The 18,052-nt window shown below is 54.7% G+C and carries 15 protein-coding genes; 11 read left to right on the plus strand and 4 right to left on the minus strand.

Annotation, left to right across the window (positions count from 1 at the left end; all coding sequences use genetic code 11):
* The first annotated feature begins 197 nt into the window (after positions 1-197).
* Positions 198-2,021, plus strand: a complete 1,824-nt coding sequence (abc-f, locus tag QJ48_RS27730) for a ribosomal protection-like ABC-F family protein (RefSeq protein WP_054976622.1) — start codon at positions 198-200, stop codon at positions 2,019-2,021.
* A gap of 109 nt (positions 2,022-2,130) precedes the next feature.
* On the opposite strand, the gene QJ48_RS27735 is transcribed toward abc-f, so the two are convergent.
* Complete coding sequence (locus QJ48_RS27735; protein WP_054976623.1) at positions 2,131-3,414, minus strand: MFS transporter; 1,284 nt, start codon at positions 3,412-3,414, stop codon at positions 2,131-2,133.
* 69 nt (positions 3,415-3,483) lie between these two features.
* Positions 3,484-4,080, minus strand: a complete 597-nt coding sequence (locus QJ48_RS27740; RefSeq protein ID WP_054976624.1) for a TetR/AcrR family transcriptional regulator — start codon at positions 4,078-4,080, stop codon at positions 3,484-3,486.
* A 267-nt stretch (positions 4,081-4,347) separates the two neighbouring features.
* Between QJ48_RS27740 and QJ48_RS27745 the strand changes: the two genes are divergently transcribed.
* The 5 genes from QJ48_RS27745 (at position 4,348) to QJ48_RS27765 (ending at position 9,917) form a co-directional block, all read left to right on the plus strand.
* A complete protein-coding gene (locus tag QJ48_RS27745) occupies positions 4,348-5,406 on the plus strand; it encodes a tripartite tricarboxylate transporter substrate binding protein (protein ID WP_054976625.1) in 1,059 nt (352 codons plus the stop codon).
* Positions 5,407-5,425: 19 nt separating this feature from the next.
* Complete coding sequence (locus tag QJ48_RS27750) at positions 5,426-5,893, plus strand: tripartite tricarboxylate transporter TctB family protein (protein WP_054976626.1); 468 nt, start codon at positions 5,426-5,428, stop codon at positions 5,891-5,893.
* Between the two features lie 55 nt (positions 5,894-5,948).
* The gene (locus QJ48_RS27755; protein ID WP_054976627.1) at positions 5,949-7,475 is read left to right on the plus strand and encodes a tripartite tricarboxylate transporter permease; all 1,527 of its coding nucleotides are present in this window, start codon (positions 5,949-5,951) and stop codon (positions 7,473-7,475) included.
* Positions 7,476-7,587: 112 nt separating this feature from the next.
* Positions 7,588-9,177, plus strand: coding sequence for a sensor histidine kinase (locus tag QJ48_RS27760; RefSeq protein WP_054976628.1), 1,590 nt, complete (start codon positions 7,588-7,590; stop codon positions 9,175-9,177).
* 14 nt (positions 9,178-9,191) lie between these two features.
* On the plus strand, positions 9,192-9,917 hold the full coding sequence (locus QJ48_RS27765; protein ID WP_054976629.1) for a response regulator: 726 nt from the start codon (positions 9,192-9,194) through the stop codon (positions 9,915-9,917).
* A gap of 14 nt (positions 9,918-9,931) precedes the next feature.
* Here the strand turns inward: QJ48_RS27765 and udk are convergent, their stop codons facing one another.
* Positions 9,932-10,546, minus strand: coding sequence for a uridine kinase (gene udk, locus QJ48_RS27770; RefSeq protein WP_054976630.1), 615 nt, complete (start codon positions 10,544-10,546; stop codon positions 9,932-9,934).
* Between the two features lie 251 nt (positions 10,547-10,797).
* Here udk and QJ48_RS27775 point away from each other — a divergent pair, with 251 nt between their 5' ends.
* The 3 genes from QJ48_RS27775 to QJ48_RS27785 all read left to right on the plus strand — a co-directional run bounded on the left by QJ48_RS27775 (position 10,798) and on the right by QJ48_RS27785 (position 14,834).
* Positions 10,798-11,526: an SDR family NAD(P)-dependent oxidoreductase gene (locus tag QJ48_RS27775; protein ID WP_054976631.1), complete on the plus strand. Its 729-nt coding sequence runs from the start codon at positions 10,798-10,800 to the stop codon at positions 11,524-11,526.
* A gap of 51 nt (positions 11,527-11,577) precedes the next feature.
* On the plus strand, positions 11,578-14,280 hold the full coding sequence (locus tag QJ48_RS36305; RefSeq protein ID WP_054976632.1) for an endonuclease: 2,703 nt from the start codon (positions 11,578-11,580) through the stop codon (positions 14,278-14,280).
* Positions 14,281-14,441: 161 nt separating this feature from the next.
* The gene (locus QJ48_RS27785; protein WP_054976633.1) at positions 14,442-14,834 is read left to right on the plus strand and encodes a hypothetical protein; all 393 of its coding nucleotides are present in this window, start codon (positions 14,442-14,444) and stop codon (positions 14,832-14,834) included.
* A 128-nt stretch (positions 14,835-14,962) separates the two neighbouring features.
* On the opposite strand, the gene QJ48_RS27790 is transcribed toward QJ48_RS27785, so the two are convergent.
* A complete protein-coding gene (locus QJ48_RS27790) occupies positions 14,963-15,298 on the minus strand; it encodes a hypothetical protein (protein ID WP_054976634.1) in 336 nt (111 codons plus the stop codon).
* 201 nt (positions 15,299-15,499) lie between these two features.
* Between QJ48_RS27790 and QJ48_RS27795 the strand changes: the two genes are divergently transcribed.
* Positions 15,500-16,669: an iron-containing alcohol dehydrogenase gene (locus QJ48_RS27795; RefSeq protein WP_054976635.1), complete on the plus strand. Its 1,170-nt coding sequence runs from the start codon at positions 15,500-15,502 to the stop codon at positions 16,667-16,669.
* A gap of 18 nt (positions 16,670-16,687) precedes the next feature.
* Positions 16,688-17,890, plus strand: coding sequence for an MFS transporter (locus QJ48_RS27800; protein ID WP_054976636.1), 1,203 nt, complete (start codon positions 16,688-16,690; stop codon positions 17,888-17,890).
* Positions 17,891-18,052 lie beyond the last annotated feature (162 nt).

The raw sequence follows: 18,052 nt of genomic DNA on the forward strand, positions 1-18,052 counted from the left end.
TTTTCCCCGGGGAAAAGCGGACGGGATACGTGTGCCCACGAGAGTCCATTCGATAGAACGACGAACGGTTAGCAAGCTGCCGGGCCGGACGGTTTTTCCGTATGCGCCTGCGCTTCTTGTCCTCTCTTTTGCATGCATATGACCGTAAGCCCCGGGCTGCGGTTTTTTTTGTTGTCATGAAACGGAGGAATGCCACAATGCTAATCGTAAAAGCAACGGATTTACGCAAGGAATGGGAAGGTACGGTCTTATTCGAGAACGTGTCCCTTGAGATTGCCGAAGGGCAGCGCGTCGCGATTTTCGGACGGAATGGAACGGGCAAAACGACGCTTCTCAAGGGACTGCTGGGTCAAACGGCGTTCGATCACGGGAGCGTGCACCGGCATTTGCCCTTGGAGGAGTGGGGATGGCTGGAGCAGCATCCTGCCGGAGTGCGGGAGAAGACGGTGCTGGACTTCGTGCTGTCCGGCTCGGAGAGCCGCTATGCGCTGAAGCTTCGGCTGAAGGATTTGCAGCGGCGGATGAGTCGGGAGGAATCGGCGGAGCTGCTGGATCGGTACGGAGAGCTGCACGAACGCTATATGCAGCAGGGCGGCTACGATTGGGAGCTTCAAGCGGACAAATGCTTGCATCGGGTGAAGCTTGATCCAGGCTTATGGCAGCAGCCTTTTCACTGTTTGAGCGGGGGACAGAAAACGAGAGCGCAGCTTGCGAGGCTGATGGTTCGCGAGCCGAAATTCATTGTGCTGGACGAACCGACCAACCATCTCGACGAAGAAACGTTAAGCTGGCTGGAGCTGTGGCTGCGGCAGTACACAGGCACCGTGCTGTTCGTTTCGCACGACCGGTATTTTGTGGACCGGACGGCGTCGGCCATTTACGAGCTGACTGGACAGGGCGGCCGGATGTATCCAGGAGGTTATTCGGATTACCGCAAACAGAAGGACATCGAACGGCAGTCGCAAGAAGCGCTGTTTAAAAAGCAAGAGCAGGCCCGCGAGAAGCTTCTGGAAAGTATCCGCCGCTACCAGCAGTGGTTCAACCAGGCGCATCAAGCCGCGGGACAAAACGATTTTTTGCGCTCGAAGGCGAAAAAGAACGTTTCCCGGCTTAAGGCAAAGGAAACGGCGCTCGAACGGCTCGACCGGGAACGGGTGCGCAAGCCCCGCGAGGAAGGGAGCCTGCATATGCGGCTTAAAGACCGGCCGTTTGCGGCCGAGACGCTGCTGCGCATCGAGGAGGTTCGCTTTGCTTACGATGGCGGCAGACAGATCTTTCAGGCGCTGAGCGCGAGCGTCAATCGGGGGGACCGGGTTGCTGTCATCGGACCGAACGGAGCAGGCAAAACGACGCTGCTGCGGCTCATGACCGGGAGTTTAACTCCGGTCTCGGGCGAAGTCAAGCTTCATCCGCAGACGAAAATCGGTTACTTCGCGCAGGAACTTGACCAGTTGAACCCGGACGAGACGATTCTGGATAGCCTGCTGCGGCTGCCGGACATGACTCAGTCCCACGCGCGTACGATTCTGGGCTGCTTCCTGTTCAGCGGGGACGAGGCGTTTAAACGGATCGGCGACCTGAGTATGGGCGAGAAATGCCGCGTCGCGTTTCTCCATCTCTATTTTGGCGGGTTCAATCTGCTCATCCTGGATGAGCCGACGAATTATTTGGATATCGATACAAGGGAGAAAGTCGAGGAGGCGCTGCTCGAATACCAAGGGGCGCTTGTCCTTATTTCGCATGACCGGTACCTGCTGCGGAACATCGCAAACCGGCTGCTGATCTTGGATGGTACGGGGGCAAAAGCTTTCCCGGGAACGTATGACGAATATACGGCGAAGCGGAGAGATGCCGATGACTCGGCGGAAAATCAGCGGCAGGAGAACGAAATCAGCCGGTTGGAGCTTAGGCTAACCCAGTTGATGGCAGAGCCGGAGCCGGAGCTAGAAGCGGACCGGCAGCGGTTAATGGCCGACATCAAGCAGCTGCACGCGCTGCTCATGAGCTTAAAGCAATCTTAAAAGCAGATGCCTTTCGGGACGGAATAAATGCATCCTGAAAGGCATCTTTCATTACAGCTGACGGATTAGCTGTCATACCGTTACCCAGAAACGGTTCTTATGCAGGAAGTTACAAAGTTGGCAGCGACTCTTTCTTGGACATGCCCGCAGTCGTCTCCGGCTCGTTTATCATCTCGCCGGAAGGGAACGACAATTGCAGGCTGATGCAGGCGGCGGCAGCGACAAGCGCGGCGGAAATGAAGAACGTAGTCATCAACGAGGTCGAGCTCATCAACAGCCCTGCGGCTCCCGAGCCGAGCAAGACGCCTCCGGTCATGAGCGGAGCCAGAATACCGTTCGTTCGTCCGACGTAATCGGCATGCACCAGCTTAATCATGAACGTGCCGAGCACGATTTGCAGGAAAGCTTCCGTAATCCCGACGAAAAAGCGCATGGAGGCCGTGACGAGGGCCCACCGGGACAGCACTTCAAAAGCGATCGAAACGGCCAGAATAAGCAGGCCGATAAACGTTACCGACTTCGCGAACCGTTGGATGCGGGAGGAAAGCGCTGCGGCGAGCAGCCCCCCGAGAAGCATCCCGATCCCGGAAACGGCATAGAACCATTGCAAATTTTCTTTGTTCAAGCCGAGCCGTTCGATCAAAATATAGACGTCGAGCGGTTGAATGATCCCGACAGCGAGACCGATCAAAGTGAAGATAGCGGCGATAACGACCAAGTTCCGGTTCCGCTTGACATAGCGAAATCCTTCGACCATGTCCTGAATGACCGTACTGTGGGCCGCTTCGGCCGTACGCCCCGACGAAGGGAGCCCGAATTGGATGAGCGCGGCAAGCAAAAATAATCCCATCAGCACGAACAACGAATATTGGATGCCCAGTGTCGTGTAAATCGCTGTGCCGATGATCGGTCCGACAATAACGAAGATCGACATCAAGCCTTGCGTAATGCTGACGGCCAAGCCGACCTGTTCCTCGGGAACGTGCTTTTTGAACAGGATGGAGGAGGACGGCTGCGAGAACTGGCTGACCACCGCGGATACGATCGTCGCTACGAAGACGGCCTGCCAGAGGCCGGACATCATGCACAGCGCAATGATTCCAATTGAGACTGCGCTCAAGGTATCTCCGGCGATAACCGTTTTCTTCGGGTTCCAACGATCCGCGAAGGTGCCGCCGATGAACGAGAAGATAAAGATCGGCAAATACTCAAACATCGTGAGCAAAGAGACGGCAACCGGATCGTTATTGGTCATCTCCATGACATAAAAGAGCAGGGCGATATTGCGCGTCCATATCGCAAGCTGCTGCAGCAGGTCGGCGAAAGCGACGATTTGGAATACGCGGTTTCGCCATAAGGGCGCATGAGTGTGGGGGATAGGCGAATGACTCATAAATAAATCCTCCTTCATAATAAACTGACCGTCCGGTTTAATAAGGCTCGAAAAAAGACGGAAAACCGCTTAGTCAGGCCGAATTCCGTTCAGAATCGTATCGATCGCTTTGCGATGAATGGCAATCAATTGGTCCATCGAATAATTCTCGTAATAAGTGGCGCCCAAGCCGCCAAGCGTTCCCATGACGATGAAAGTTAATTGCTCGGGATCGTCTTTCTTGAATTCTCCCTTATCCATACCGGCCTGCAGCACGTTCTTTACATGCTGGTGGGGCGTCTTGGCAAGCGACAGCAAATAATTCAAGATGTCCGGATCGGCCGTTTGACTGCCGGAAAATTCCTCCGCCGCTTTCATGAGAGGATTTTGAAGATCATTCGCAAAATGATCGGCCAGCGCGTACAGCCGTTCGGTTTCACTCGCCAAGGAAGCGGACAGCTTCGTCCATTGATCAATCCAATCCTGCATGTTCTCGTCCAGCAATTTCAGGAACAGGGATTCCTTGCTTTTGAAATGGTAGTAGATGCTGCCTTTGCTCATGCCGGAATTCACGCGAATATCGTCAATCGACGTGGCACTGTATCCTTTTTGGACAAACAGCTCCTTGGCGGTGGCGAGTATATGTTTGCGGGTCTGTTCCGCTTCTTCGGGACGTTTGCGTGCCATCGTGCACCTCATTTATTAATCTGACCGTCCGGTCTAATTGTTAGGATAAAGGAAACGGACCAAAATAGCAAGAGCGCCTACTACAAAATCATCTTTGAACATTTCGTGAACAGAATGAGCAAAATGCGCACAATGCGAATTATTCAACTTATGAGCAGAAGCTAGGCTTATGAAAGCGCTTAATGCTACAATGACGAAGCAATCGATAAGAAAGCGCTATCAAAAAAAACAAAACAGAAAATATAAAAAAATTGGAGGTCCTTACTTATGATATTGAAAACGCTATCGAAGACATCTTGGAAACTCGCGCTCACCGGCGCTCTGGCGCTTAGTTTGACGGCATGCGGTGCGGGCGGAGGCGCTCCAAAATCGAATGACGGAGCCAAGCCGGCCGCCTCCGGCAAGACGTCATCGTACCCCGAGAAGCCGATCGTCATCGTTGCTCCGTCCGGTGCAGGCGGCGGCTGGGACAAGACGGCGCGTTCCGTCGCCAAGACGCTCGCCGAGAGCAAGGCGGTCGGTCAGCCCCTCACCGTGGAAAACAAGCCGGGCGGTGGAGGCGCGGTCTTCATGGCCGAATATGCGACGAAGGACAAGAAAGACAATTACAAGCTGTTCGTCAGCTCGCCGCCGATTCTGATCAACAACTTGAAGAAGGAAGGCAACAGCCCGTACGGCTACAAGGATACGACGCCGCTGGCACAGCTTACCAAAGACTATGGCGCGATCGTCGTCAGCGCTAACTCGAAGTTTAAAGATATGAAATCGGTGATCGAAGAGCTGAAGACCGATCCGACGAAGGTGACGGTTGCGGGAGGCTCCGCGCCGGGCTCGATGGATCATCTGATTGCCGTGCTTCCGGCCTACAAGTCAGGGATCGATCCGAAGAAAGTAAAGTATGTTTCTTACGACGGCGGCGGCGAAGCGATGACCTCGCTGCTTGGCGGCAATGCGGACGTGATTGCGACCGACGCTTCCAGCGTAGGCGAATATGTCAAAGCGGGCAAAGTACGCGTGCTTGCCGTGACGGCGCCGAACCAGCTCTCAGGCGAGCTGAAGGACGTCCCGACGCTTAAGGAGCAGGGCATCGACGCCGAATTTAACATTTGGCGCGGCATCTTCGGACCGAAGGACATGGGCAAGGACGAGCTTGCTTACTGGGATGCCAAGTTAAAAGAAATGTCCGATTCCGAAGGCTGGAAAAAAGAGCTTCAAGCGAACGTGTGGGAGAAAGATTACAAGAACGCGGCCGAGTTCAAAGCGTTCCTTACCCAGCAGGAATCGCAGGTCAAGGATATGCTGACAGCGCTCGGCATGGCGAAGTAAGGACAAGGAGGGTGGTCCGATGAGCAGAGCATTTGACCGCACGATGTCTGTCGTTTTTCTCGTGGTGGGAACGGCATTCGCTTACGGCAGTTTATCGATTTCCAGCAGCGCATATGGAAGCCACGTGGGGCCGAACATTTTTCCGCTCGGACTTGGCATACTGCTGATGCTGATCAGCTTGAGGCTGTTCTACGAAACGTTGAAATACCCGGCCGCTCCTAAAGAGGAAGGCCGCGGTGCGAAGCTGGATTATAAGCGGTTTCTCGTCATTTTGGCTTCAGCGATCGGCTATATTATGCTGCTTGAGGAAATCGGTTATGTGATCAGTACGTTTATTTTTCTGATGATCGGCTTTCAAACGATGGAACGGGGAAAATGGCTGTATTCGGCCGTTATTTCCGCAGGCTTTTCTATCGGCGTCTATTACGTCTATGTCGAATTGCTGAAGGGCACTTTGCCGGGCCTGCCTTCTTGGCTGGGTCTCTGAGCAAAAGCGTGCGAGACGGCAATCGTGCGGATTGCTTGGGAGGGAATCGCTTTAGATGGATACGTTACAATATTTACTTAGCGGGTTTGCGACGGCGCTGATCTGGTACAACTTGCTGTTTGCTTTTGCCGGCGTATTGATCGGGACGATGGTCGGTGTCCTTCCGGGGATCGGGCCCATCAGCGGGGTCGCTCTGCTGATCCCGGTCACCACCTCGCTTACCAGCGGACTACCGCCGGAAGCTGCCGCGACCAGCTCGATCATCCTGCTGGCCGGCGTGTATTACGGAGCGATGTACGGCGGTTCGACCACCTCGATCCTGCTCAATACGCCGGGGGAATCGTCCTCCGTCGTCACCGCTCTGGACGGTTATCCGATGGCGAAGCAGGGCCGGGCAGGGGCGGCGCTCTCGATTGCGGCAATTGGCTCTTTTGTCGCCGGCTTGATTTCTCTGATCGGGCTGGTGCTTCTGGCCGAGCCGCTGTCGAACGTGGCGCTCAAAATGGGCCCGGCCGAAGAATTTTCGCTCATGGTGCTCGGGCTGTGCGCACTAAGCGGACTGGCCGGGAAATCGATCACAAAAGCGCTGCTGATGACCGCATTCGGCTTGGCGCTGGCGACGATCGGAATTGACGCGGTATCCGGCGTCGCGCGCTTTTCGTTTGATATTCCCGAGCTGTATCAGGGCATCGAGTTCCTGACCGTCGCCGTCGGAATGTTCGCCCTCGGGGAAGTATTCAAAACCATTCTCGAGAAGGATGCGGACACCGGCGAAATTGCCAAAATCAACAGCATCCTGCCAACGAAGCAGGATTTGAAGGACAGCGCGATGCCGATTGTGCGCGGCTCGCTCGTCGGCTTCTTCAAAGGCATCGTCCCCGGCTCCGGGGCAACCTTGGCCTCGTTCCTCTCGTACCTGCTGGAGAAAAAAATCAGCAAGCATCCGGAGAAATTCGGCAAGGGCGCCATCGAGGGAGTCGCCGGACCGGAATCGGCCAATAACGCCGCTTCGGGCGGCGCGATGATTCCGCTGCTGACGCTCGGCATTCCCGGAACGGGCACGACCGCCGTGCTCATGGGGGCGCTCATCATGTACAACGTGCAGCCGGGCCCGCTGTTGTTCGAGGATCATCCTAGCATCGCTTGGGGCTTGATCGCCAGTATGTTTATCGGAAATGTGATGCTGCTGCTGCTCAACATGCCTTTGGTGAAGATGTTTGCCAAAATTATCGAAACGCCGGCGAAATATTTGATTCCGATTATTGTGACCATCTCCATCTTCGGAGTATACGCCGTGCAGATGTCCGTCTTTCATTTGATGCTGCTGCTTGCGTGCGGGGTTGTCGGATATTTTCTTTCCAAAAACGACTACCCGATTGCGCCGCTCGTTCTCGGACTGGTCCTCGGACCGATGATCGAAAACAACATGCGGCGGGCACTGACCATTTCAAGCGGCGACTTTTCCATCTTCGTCATGAAGCCGGTGTCCTTGATCTTCCTGATCATCGCCGTGCTGTGGCTCGCGATTCCGTTTGTGATGAAGCTGCGCGGCAAAAAAGTGATTGTCAACGAAGAAGCTTAAGGCGGGACGGAAATGTTCCGACATCATCCCCTGGCAGGTCCAGCTTATTGGGCCCCCGGGGCTTTGTGTCGATTGAGGCCGGATGTGGTATCATAGGAAGAAGGGGGAGTTTATGCGCTTACAAACGAAGCTCATTTTGCTCATTTGCACGCTCCTTTTCTCCGTGCTTACGGTAGCCGCGGGGGTTGTCGAATATATGGTGACTTCCATGATGGAAGACCAGATCGGAACACGTGCGCTCAAGGTGGCGGAGACGGTGGCGGAAATTCCCGAAATCCGGAAATCGTTCAAGCTTGCGGAGCCGTCGTCCGTCATTCAGCCGCTTGCCGAGCAAATTCGCGAGAAGACAGGAGCCTTGTACTTGGTCATCGGCAACCGCGAAGGAATACGCTACTCCCATCCGCTGCCCGAGCGGATCGGCAAAGAAATGATCGGGGGCGACAACGGCCCGGTGCTCGAAGGCAAGTCGATCATCTCCAAGGCGGAAGGGTCCATGGGGCCTTCGCTGCGCGGAAAAGTCCCGATTCGGGGCGAGAACGGGGACGTGATCGGCATCGTATCGGTGGGCTTTCTTTTGGACGATATTAACCAATGGGACGATGTGTATCAGCAGCGTATTTTGCTCATATCCCTTGCAGCCTTGGCTGTCGCGATGGCCGGAGCCGTCGTGATTGCCAGAGGCGTCCGGCGTTCGATTCACGGTCTGGAGCCGGAGGAAATCGGAACGCTGTATATGGAGAAGAAAGCCATTCTTGAATCAATCCGCGAAGCGATACTCGCGGTGGACCGCAACGGGCGGATCACCTTGGCGAACCAGCAGACGCTCCGCATTCTGGGGCTTCCCGACGATACCAAGCTGATCGGCAAGCCGATCCGGGAAATCGTTCCGAAATCCCGGCTGCTCACGGTGGCTCGCACCGGCCAGTCTGAATTCGACGTCGAGATGATTATGCACGGTCAAGAGGTTGTCGCGAACCGGGTGCCGGTGTTCAATAGACAAAATGAAGTCATCGGCGCCGTAGTCAGCTTCCGCAGCAAGTCGGAGGTGTACCGGCTCGCGGAGGAATTGTCCCAGGTCAAGCGTTTCGCCGAGGGACTGCGGGCGCAAACCCACGAATATTCCAATAAGCTGTACGTCATCTCTGGACTCATACAGCTCGAATCGGATCAAAAGGCCGTTGAGATGATTTCCAAGGAAACGGATGTGCATCAAAATTTCATTCAATTTGTTATGAGGGAAATTCCCGACCTGGTGATCGGAGGATTGTTAATCGGCAAATACAACCGCGCCCACGAGCTCAAAATCAAGTTCGAGATCGATCCCGAAACTTCGTTCAAGGATGTGCCGGCCCGGATCGACAGGGATCTGCTCGTTACGATCATCGGCAATTTAACGGACAATGCCATGGAAGCGCTGCTCGATTATTCTGCCGCCGAAGAGAAGAAGGTTACCTTGTTTCTGAGCGATTACGGCGAAGACCTGATGATTGAATGCGAGGACAACGGTCCGGGCATCCCGGATGAATGGGCAGAGAACATTTTCCAGAAAGGCGTATCGAGCAAAGAGGGCGAGCATCGGGGCATCGGCCTTGCGTTGGTCAAGCATACCGTGGATAAGCTCGGCGGCCGGATTTTGCACGAATCGTCGGGGGAGGGCGGCACGGTGTTCTCGGTTGTCATTCCGAAACGGGTCGAACTGTAGAAAGGGGAAGGAACTTGAAGGCTGACGCTGCGAATGCAACCCCGCCGATCCGCGTGCTGATCGTCGAAGACGACGAGCGGATCGCGGAGATTAACCGGCGCTTCGTCGAGAAAGTGCCGGGCTTCGGCGTTGTAGGCATCGCGACCGACGAGCCGCAGGCGCTAGAGCTCTTGAGCGTGTTGGAGCCGGATCTGGTGCTGCTTGACATTTATTTTCCGGAGACCAGCGGGCTTGAGCTGCTTCGTACCATCGGCCAGCAGCACCGGCAGGCGGACGTTATCATGATTACCGCGGCCAAAGAGGTCGAAGCCGTCCGGGAAGCGATCCGCGGCGGCGTGTTCGATTATATCATGAAGCCGGTGCTCTTCAGCAGAATGCAGGAGACGCTGCAGCGGTATGAATCGTTTCATCGGACGATCAAGCATCTGCGTCAGGCTAACGCCTCGATCAGCCAGGACGAGATCGACCGGCTGCTTCAGGGCAGCGCAAAAAAAGAAGCCCCCGGTCCGGGAGCTTCGTTGCCCAAAGGCATTGACAAACTAACGCTGGATAAAATCGTCCAGGCGATCTCCGAGGCGAACGCGCCGCTCACCGCGGAAGAAACGGCGAAGCGGGTCGGCGTCAGCCGCTCTACGGCCAGGCGCTACTTGGAGCATTTGGCGGAAGACGGCAAGCTTCGCGCCGATTTGTCTTACGGAGATGTCGGCCGCCCGGAGCGGGTGTACTTTCGAAAAAAATAAACGAGATAAATCATTTACTCCGTTAAATACTTTTCCGTCAAAGTCGACAGCAGCTGGATGCCGACTTCATTGTGCCCGCCCTCGGGGATGATGAGGTCGGCATATTTTTTTGACGGCTCGATGAAGGCTTCGTGCATCGGCTTGACCGTCGTCAAATATTGGTCGTATACGGATTGAATTGACCGTCCGCGCTCCTCGATATCGCGAAGCACTCTGCGCAGAATGCGTACGTCCGGGTCGGTGTCCACGAACACCTTAATGTCCAGAATGCCGCGAAGCTGCTCGTCCGACAACACATGGAGCCCCTCGATCATGACGATTTTGTTCGGCTTCAGTTCGACGGTGCGGGTGGTTGACCGCGCATGGTTGGAGAAATCGTACACGGGTGCGGTCACAACAGCTTGATTCTTAAGCTGCTTCAAATGCGTCAGCAGCAATTCGTTATCGAAGGCGAACGGATGGTCGTAATTGATCGATTCCCGTTCCGTGAGGGATATATGCGAGTGATCCTTGTAGTAATTGTCCTGCGAAATAAACGTCACTTTGTCGGATCCGAGCCGGTCGATAACGGAGCGTGCGACCGTCGTTTTGCCCGAACCTGTGCCTCCTGCGATACCGATGATTAACATAAAGGGGAAAATGCCTCCTGCCGCGTAAGATCAAACTTCAATTTTAGTATTGTAGCACAAATGCCCCCGGAACACGAGTCCCGTCGAATGCTGTCACATATTCTTCCGGGCTTTTGGCAAAATAACGCTATTGCCGAATAGTTCAAGACAAAGGGGCGAGAACGGATGAGTGTTCAGACGCTGCAACAACCTAACATGACGCTTCCGGGGCTGAAAGACAAGTCGCGGTCGTCACCGGCGCCGGTTCCGGAATCGGCCGCGCCGCCGCCATTGCTCTGGCGAAGCAGGGTGTGAAGGTATGTCTGCTCGATCTGCAGAACGACCGCACCGAGCAGGTCAAGCAGGAGCTGACGGCCGTGCAGGCCCAGGCGATCACGGTGGACGTAGACGTGTCCGACCCGCTGCAGGTGAAGCAGGCGATCGATACGGCAGCGGGAACGTGGGGACGGCTCGACGTCGTCTTTGCCAACGCGGGGATAAACGGCGTGCTGGCGCCGATCGAGGATATGAAGCCGGAAGATTGGGACCATACGCTGTTCGTTAATCTGAAAGGGACGTTTCTGTGCGTTAAATATGCGATTCCTCATATGAAGCAAAAGGGCGGCAGCATCATCATTACCAGCTCGATTAACGGCAGCCGCGTCTTCTCGAACATCGGGATGTCGGCGTACAGCACGTCCAAGGCGGGGCAGATCGCCTTTGCGAAGATGGCGGCGCTTGAGCTTGCCCGCTATAAAATCCGGGTGAACGCCGTCTGCCCAGGCTCGATCAAAACCCACATCAATCAAAGCACGCATCCGTCGCCGGAGCTGGAGAAAGTCAAGATCAAGGTCGAGTATCCGGAGGGCAGCCAGCCCTTGGAGCACGGTCCCGGACAGCCGGAGCAGGTGGCGGATTTGGTCGCTTTTCTCGCCTCTGACGCTTCGAGCCACATTACGGGAACGGAGATTTTCATTGAAGGGGCAGAATCGTTGATTTGATGCTCTGGCGACAGGACTATAGAACCCGAATACCGCGAAGGAGGTTACCAAGTGATCGTAGAAAGCGAGTTGCAAGCTGCCAGGGAGAAGCTTTTCCCTTTGCATGATATCGCTCCTTTGTCGTCTGATGATTTTCGCGATTTGGTAAGACGGAGAGCCGTTTCGGTTTTACGTCTGACACCCGATGAACAGGCATGGGCTGCCAACGAAGAGCTGAGAAGAGAAACCGAGCGGCTGCTGCTTGAGAAAATCAATCGGGAGAACAATCTGCTGCCGGTTGATTTTTTAAGCAAAGGAGTGGAAAGGGCGAAGGCGGTCGGCCGCATCATTACCCCGTCCGGTTTGGGAACAGGATTCCTTATCGATCGGGGAGTGGTCATGACGAACAATCACGTTCTTCACGATATCGAGGAGGCCGGATTAAGCTTCATCGAATTCGACTACGAAGAACACAAGAATGTTATTAAGGCCAAGCTGAAGCCAAGCGAATTATTCCTTACGGTTAAGGAACTGGACTTTACGATCGTTGCTTGCGAGTCCGCAGGAATCGAGCAAATCACGCCGGTTAAGCTGCTGAGAAGTCCGACCACGATTACGCGCGGCGAATACGTCAATATTATTCAGCACCCCAGAGGCAGGAAAAAAGAAATCGCCCTGCAGGACAATACCGTAAGCTACGTGTACGATAAAGTTATTCATTATTCAACGGATACTGAGGCGGGCTCGTCCGGTGCGGCCGTATTCAATAACAATTGGGAGCTGGTCGCCCTTCACCGCGCCGGCTTGAGCGAAGCGACGCCGCTTAACGAAGGGGTACGCATTTCCGCTATTGTGAGCAAGCTGATCTCGATGGCCCAAAGCGGAAACGCCGGAGCTGCCCGCATCACGAGTACGCTGGAGGACCGCTCGCCTTATTTGGGTTATTACGATGTGGCAGGGCTGGTTGACAGTCAAGAAGCGCTGCTCGAAGTCGAGGTGCCTACCTACAAAGGGGATAAACGATTCGCCGACATCGGATTTTGGAATATCGAGCACTTTAACAACACCTCGAATGAGCAAAGGGTCAAGGACGTAGCACGGGTTGTGGGCAATTTGTCCATGGACGTTCTAGGCTTGGTGGAGGTGGAAAGAAGAGCGCTGGATCGCCTTATTGAAGCTATAAAACAACTCAACGGCACGGTAATGAAATATGTTTATCTGGATTCGACCGGAAATCAGGATTTGGCTGTTCTGTATGATACGGCTACGACGGTAGTGGAGCTGAGAGACGATATTAACCGTAAATATCATAATCTGCTTCATTCCACCGTTGCAAACCGGCCCGCTTTTCCGCAGCGGCGGGAACCGCTGTTCGCGAAGTGTACCGTGAAAGAAGAAGGCAAGGATGTCGAGTTTCTCATGATTGTCGTTCATCTGAAAGCGATGAGAGACCCCGAAAGCACGGAAAGACGCAAGTTAGCGGCGGAGGTCATATCCGTGATCATTGAGGACTTGAAACGCGACGAAGCGTTTCGGCATCTTCCTATCGTGCTTGGCGGTGATTTGAACGATGATGCAGGCAGTGTTTCTTTATCGCCGATTATGAATTCTCCATCCTTGGTTACGTTAACGCGTGACGATGCGGATGCCGGTCACATTTCTTATCTGGAAGATCCGTTTTCCTTAATCGACCATATCATCGTGAGCCGGGATATGAACGTCGGCTCCATCCAGCAGGATGATGCGGCCATCGTCAGACTGGACCAAAGCGTGCAGCAGTTTGTAAGAGACATTTCCGACCACGCGCCATTGGTTCTGAGAGTGATTTATCGGGACGAGGAAGCGCTGGCGCTGCCGGGATTGCTCCCGCTGTTGCCGGGCGTACAATTTATGGCCGGCAGTATGCTTGAGCGGATGCTGCTTAAACTGCAGTTAAGCCGTAGCCGCCTGGAAAGCGAACGTGTTTATTATGACGAAGAGAAAGACAGGCTGAGTATCGTAGATTATTACCGTTCCGTCAACCTGCGGTCCGGCAGTGGGGAGGAGCTGTTCCGGGATCTTCATCGCCTTCTGCTTCACTCGCATACGAACGTTTTATCTTATGACCGAAGCCGGTCTGAGCTGTATTCGCGGGTCGATTTAAGGGAGAACGGTAAGCTTCGGAGTCTCTACTCCAGCCGGGATTTGGATCCCGAACGCTTGATCCGCGAAGACTTTGCATTCGAACAACAAAAGAAGGAGTTTATTGAAGCTTTGCCTGATTTGGAACGGATGAATGCTGAAGAACTGCAGCAAATGTTGGATGAAAAGTTCCAATTTAACGTCGAACATGTCGTGCCCCAGTCCTGGTTCGGCAAACGAAACCCTATGCTCGGCGATATGCACCATCTGTTCGTCTGCGAAGCGGATTGCAACAGCTTTCGAGGAAACGTCCCGTATTTCGATTTTGCCGACTACACGCCCGAAGCGTATCAAGAAACGATTCGAAACGAATGCGGCAAAAGGGGCGGATTGATCAAATTCGAGCCGGAAAACGGAAAAGGCGAGGCGGCGAGAGCCGTGCTCTATTTCCTGCTCCGCTATCCCGGCAAAATCAACGGGAACCAACGGATCCGGATCGATATCGAGATGCTGCTTGCCTGGCATAAGGAGCATCCGGTTACGATGCATGAGAAGCACCGGAATCGGGCGATCTTTGAGCTGCAAGGAAACCGCAATCCCTTGATCGACTTTCCCGAAGCAGCGGATCGAATTCGTTTCGAGCTGGGGCTCTAAGGATTCCGTCTTCTCGCAAACCGGAAGCCGTACCGATCGGACAGGTGGCGCGGTAGTGCCTTTTATGGTATGCTCGCTTCAAGGTCTAAGCTCCGTTCGGATCGGAACGTTCGAGGCAATCCGCCGAACAGCTGCCTACGGCTCTGGGAGGGGGAGAGAGCATGAACGAATTTATCAAGATTAAGGAGCTGGAAGGGGATCTGAAAATTTCTCATAAAAAGAGGGATTTCGGACTTACGGTCTCGACCAAAGAACTCGTTTTCCAAAAGCCGCATACCAATTATCATATTAAGCTTGAAGATATTATCAGCATTTTGCCGTACGAGCCGCCATCCGGCGCCCGTCCGATTACGTTCCAAAAAAACGGCTCCGCCGGAAGCGAAACCGTCAGCATGCACTCCGGGATGCGGCATTACCGCCTGTACGTGAAAGAAGCGACGGTGCATAACCGCAGCGGCATATTTCGGCTTGACGGCGCACAGTTCGTATTGCCGATCTTGCGCGACTTGCTGCTCGCGATTTCCCAGTACGGCGGCCTCAAGAGCATCACTTGAAAGTTTTTCCATGCCCGGTCCTGTTGCAGCGCGATGCTGGCAGCAGGGCTTTTTTGCGGTGAAAATTGCGAAAACCCGCCGGAACGGGAATTCCGCGGGTTCTGCCGAGCCGATAGCTTTTTTATTGCTTAATCTGTCACATAAATAACGTATTCCTTGACCGGCTTTCCGTTTTTAAGCTGGATCAACAGCGAATCGCCATGTACGGTTGCTTCCAGATACCATACGCCTTTCTTTTTGTACACCTTGGCGTTTTCTCCCTGTACTTTGTAGGTATACCCCGAGGCAGAGTATAACTCTCTGACTTCGCCTTTATTCATGTACCAAGGATCTTCGTAGTATGCTTGGCTTCCTGCCGATGGGGAAGCAGAAGCAGGCTCGGTTGCTGCAAAGCTCGCCGTAGGAGAGAGAGCGCTGGCGAAAACGGCTGCGGTCAAGGTTAAGACTGTGAGTGATTTTTTCATGCGGCGTTCCTCCTTGATTAAGTGATGTTCGATTGACAATTGCATCATACACCAATTCATGGAAAGTTATGGAGTTTTGGAACATCTCGTAGAAAAACGGACTTTACTTGTGAAAAGAATGTCGAATTTCGTATGCTAGTACTACGGTTCGGTACCTAGTATAATATATGGAATGCATGAGTAACCAAGGAGGAAGTGGCGATGAATTCGTTTGATTTTCATAATCCTACCAAAATCTTGTTCGGCGCGGGCAAGCTGGAGCGGCTGGGGGAGCAAGTTGCGGCCTGCAGCAGCAAAACGGTACTGCTCGTTTATGGCGGCGGAAGCATCAAAAAGACCGGCCTGTACGATCGCGTCCTTACGCAGCTTGCCAATGCTGGTGTTCGAACCGTCGAACTGCCCGGCGTTGAGCCGAATCCCCGGGTTACGACGGTACGCAAGGGAATCGAGCTATGCCGCGCGGAAGGTGTCGATTTGATTCTGGCCGTGGGCGGAGGCAGCGTAATTGACGCAGCCAAAGCCGTCGCCGTCGGCGTTCCGTATGAGGGAGACGTCTGGGATTTTCTGATGCGGAAAGCGAAAATTACGGCGGCGCTGCCGCTCGGCACGGTGCTGACCTTATCCGCAACGGGATCCGAAATGAACGGCAACGCCGTCATCACCAACTGGGAAGAAAAGCTGAAGAAATCGTTCGCCAGCATTCACGCCTATCCGAAATTTTCCATTCTGGACCCGACGCTGACGTACACGGTGCCTGCGGATCAAACGGTGAACGGGATCGTGGACATGATGTCGCATGTCTTCGAGCAATATTTCAGCCTCACACCGGATACGCCTCTGCAAGAGCGGCTTTGCGAATCGATCCTGCAAACGATTATCGAGAACGGCGAACGGGCTCTGGCCGAGCCAGAGCATTACGAGGCTCGCGCGAACCTGATGCTGTGCGGCACCTATGCGCTGAATGGCGGCATGATCAGCGTCGGCGTGCAGACCGACTGGGCGACGCACGCCATCGAGCACGAGGTGAGTGCGATCTATGATATTGCGCATGCGGCGGGACTTTCCATTTTGTTCCCCAACTGGATGAAGTATGTGTACCGCAGCCGTCCGGACCGGTTCGTTCAGTTTGCCGTCCGGGTGTGGAACATCGATCCCGCAGGCAAAAGCGAAGAGGAAATCGCGTTGGCCGGCATTCAGGCGACAAGAGATTACTTTACGCGCATCGGCGCGCCTGCCCGTTTGGCCGATCTTGGTATCGGGGAGAGCGAAATCGGCCGCATGGCGAAGGAAGCCGTCAAGTTCAGTACGATTGGATCGTTCAAGGTGTTGCATGAGGACGATGTGAAGGCTATTCTGCAGCTAAGCCTATAAGAGGGAAGAAAACTTATCATGAAATCGACAACCGCAGAGCGAATCAACCATACGATCTTTGTGCTGGTCACCTTGTTATATTGGTGCTCGCTCTATGTTTACGTTCCGATCCTGTCGCCATACCTTGATCATCTGGGCGCCTCCTACACCATGGCCGGGATCGTACTTGGCAGCTACGGTTTGACGCAGATCGTGCTGCGTCTGCCGCTCGGGATCACGTCCGACCGTTTCAAGAGCCGGAAACCGTTCATTCTGCTCGGCATGCTGTGCACCGCGGCCAGTTGCTTATGCTTCGCCTTGGGCGAGCAGCTTGGCTGGGCGTTCGCCGGGCGCGTGCTATCGGGGGTAGGCGCCTCGACCTGGGTTGCTTTTACCGTCATGTATGCCGGATTATACCGCGGCGAACAAGCGACGCGGGCGATGGGCACGATCAGTCTGCTTACCGTCGCCGGGCAGCTTTTCGGCATGAGCATGAGCGGCTACTTGGCCAAATGGGGCGGGTGGAACGCCGCATTCTGGACCGGGGCGGTCATCGGACTGGCCGGACTGGCCCTTGCCTTCCTGCTGAAGGAACCGAAGGAAAGCGGGGACCGGTCGCCGATGCGTTTCGCCGACCTCGCGCCGGTGATGAAGGATAAGCTGCTACTCAAGGTTTCTTCGTTGTCCATTTTGGCGCACAGTGTGTTGTTTATTACGATGTTTGGTTTTACGCCCTCGTACGCCTTATCGCTGGGGGCGGACGAGGCCGGGCTGACGCTGCTTGTATTTGCATTCATGATACCGCACGCCGTCAGCTCGTTTATGACCGGCAAAGTATTTGCCCCGCGCTTCGGAGCGTGGAACGTCGTACTGCTCGGCTTCGCGGTCAGCGCCGTATGCTCGGCGGCAACGTCGCTGGTGCCAGGCTTCGGGCTGCTGCTGCTGACGCAGGCGGTTAACGGATTTTTCCAAGGGCTGCATTTCCCGCTGCTTCTGGGTCTCTCGATACAGCACATTCCGGAACAAAAGAGGGCCACAGCGATGGGGCTGTACCAAGCGGTCTACGCGATCGGCATGTTTGCTGGGCCGTTCTTGGCCGGCGGCTTGAACGAGTGGGCGGGACTCAAGAGCGGTTTTTATTTGGCGGGGGTACTCGGGATGAGCGCCGTGGGCTTGACCTTGTTCTGGTTCAGGCCCCGCCGTCAGCGGTCCGACGCTTCGCGGCCGTCACTCAGCAGATAGCGCGTATAAAAAAGCCCGGAAATGGTGCTTCAGAATATTGAGAAAGTGATTAAATGAGGTAATAGGGGTGTACGAGGGGGGGGGGGGGATCCACTTCCGACCGCTGCCCCACCTCGCAAAGTGAAGTCGAATCAGGGAAGCTTAGTCCGAGTACTTTACGGG

Source organism: Paenibacillus sp. A3 (genome assembly GCF_001399685.1).
Taxonomy (GTDB): Bacteria; Bacillota; Bacilli; order Paenibacillales; family NBRC-103111; genus Paenibacillus_G.

What these genes read in the sequence shown, in the direction of transcription:
- abc-f (WP_054976622.1), top strand. Translation starts at nt 198, where the DNA reads ATGCTAATCGTAAAAGCAACGGATTTACGCAAGGAATGGGAAGGTACG.
- QJ48_RS27735 (WP_054976623.1), bottom strand. Translation starts at nt 3,414, where the DNA reads ATGAGTCATTCGCCTATCCCCCACACTCATGCGCCCTTATGGCGAAAC.
- QJ48_RS27740 (WP_054976624.1), bottom strand. Translation starts at nt 4,080, where the DNA reads ATGGCACGCAAACGTCCCGAAGAAGCGGAACAGACCCGCAAACATATA.
- QJ48_RS27745 (WP_054976625.1), top strand. Translation starts at nt 4,348, where the DNA reads ATGATATTGAAAACGCTATCGAAGACATCTTGGAAACTCGCGCTCACC.
- QJ48_RS27750 (WP_054976626.1), top strand. Translation starts at nt 5,426, where the DNA reads ATGAGCAGAGCATTTGACCGCACGATGTCTGTCGTTTTTCTCGTGGTG.
- QJ48_RS27755 (WP_054976627.1), top strand. Translation starts at nt 5,949, where the DNA reads ATGGATACGTTACAATATTTACTTAGCGGGTTTGCGACGGCGCTGATC.
- QJ48_RS27760 (WP_054976628.1), top strand. Translation starts at nt 7,588, where the DNA reads ATGCGCTTACAAACGAAGCTCATTTTGCTCATTTGCACGCTCCTTTTC.
- udk (WP_054976630.1), bottom strand. Translation starts at nt 10,546, where the DNA reads ATGTTAATCATCGGTATCGCAGGAGGCACAGGTTCGGGCAAAACGACG.
- QJ48_RS27785 (WP_054976633.1), top strand. Translation starts at nt 14,442, where the DNA reads ATGAACGAATTTATCAAGATTAAGGAGCTGGAAGGGGATCTGAAAATT.
- QJ48_RS27790 (WP_054976634.1), bottom strand. Translation starts at nt 15,298, where the DNA reads ATGAAAAAATCACTCACAGTCTTAACCTTGACCGCAGCCGTTTTCGCC.
- QJ48_RS27795 (WP_054976635.1), top strand. Translation starts at nt 15,500, where the DNA reads ATGAATTCGTTTGATTTTCATAATCCTACCAAAATCTTGTTCGGCGCG.
- QJ48_RS27800 (WP_054976636.1), top strand. Translation starts at nt 16,688, where the DNA reads ATGAAATCGACAACCGCAGAGCGAATCAACCATACGATCTTTGTGCTG.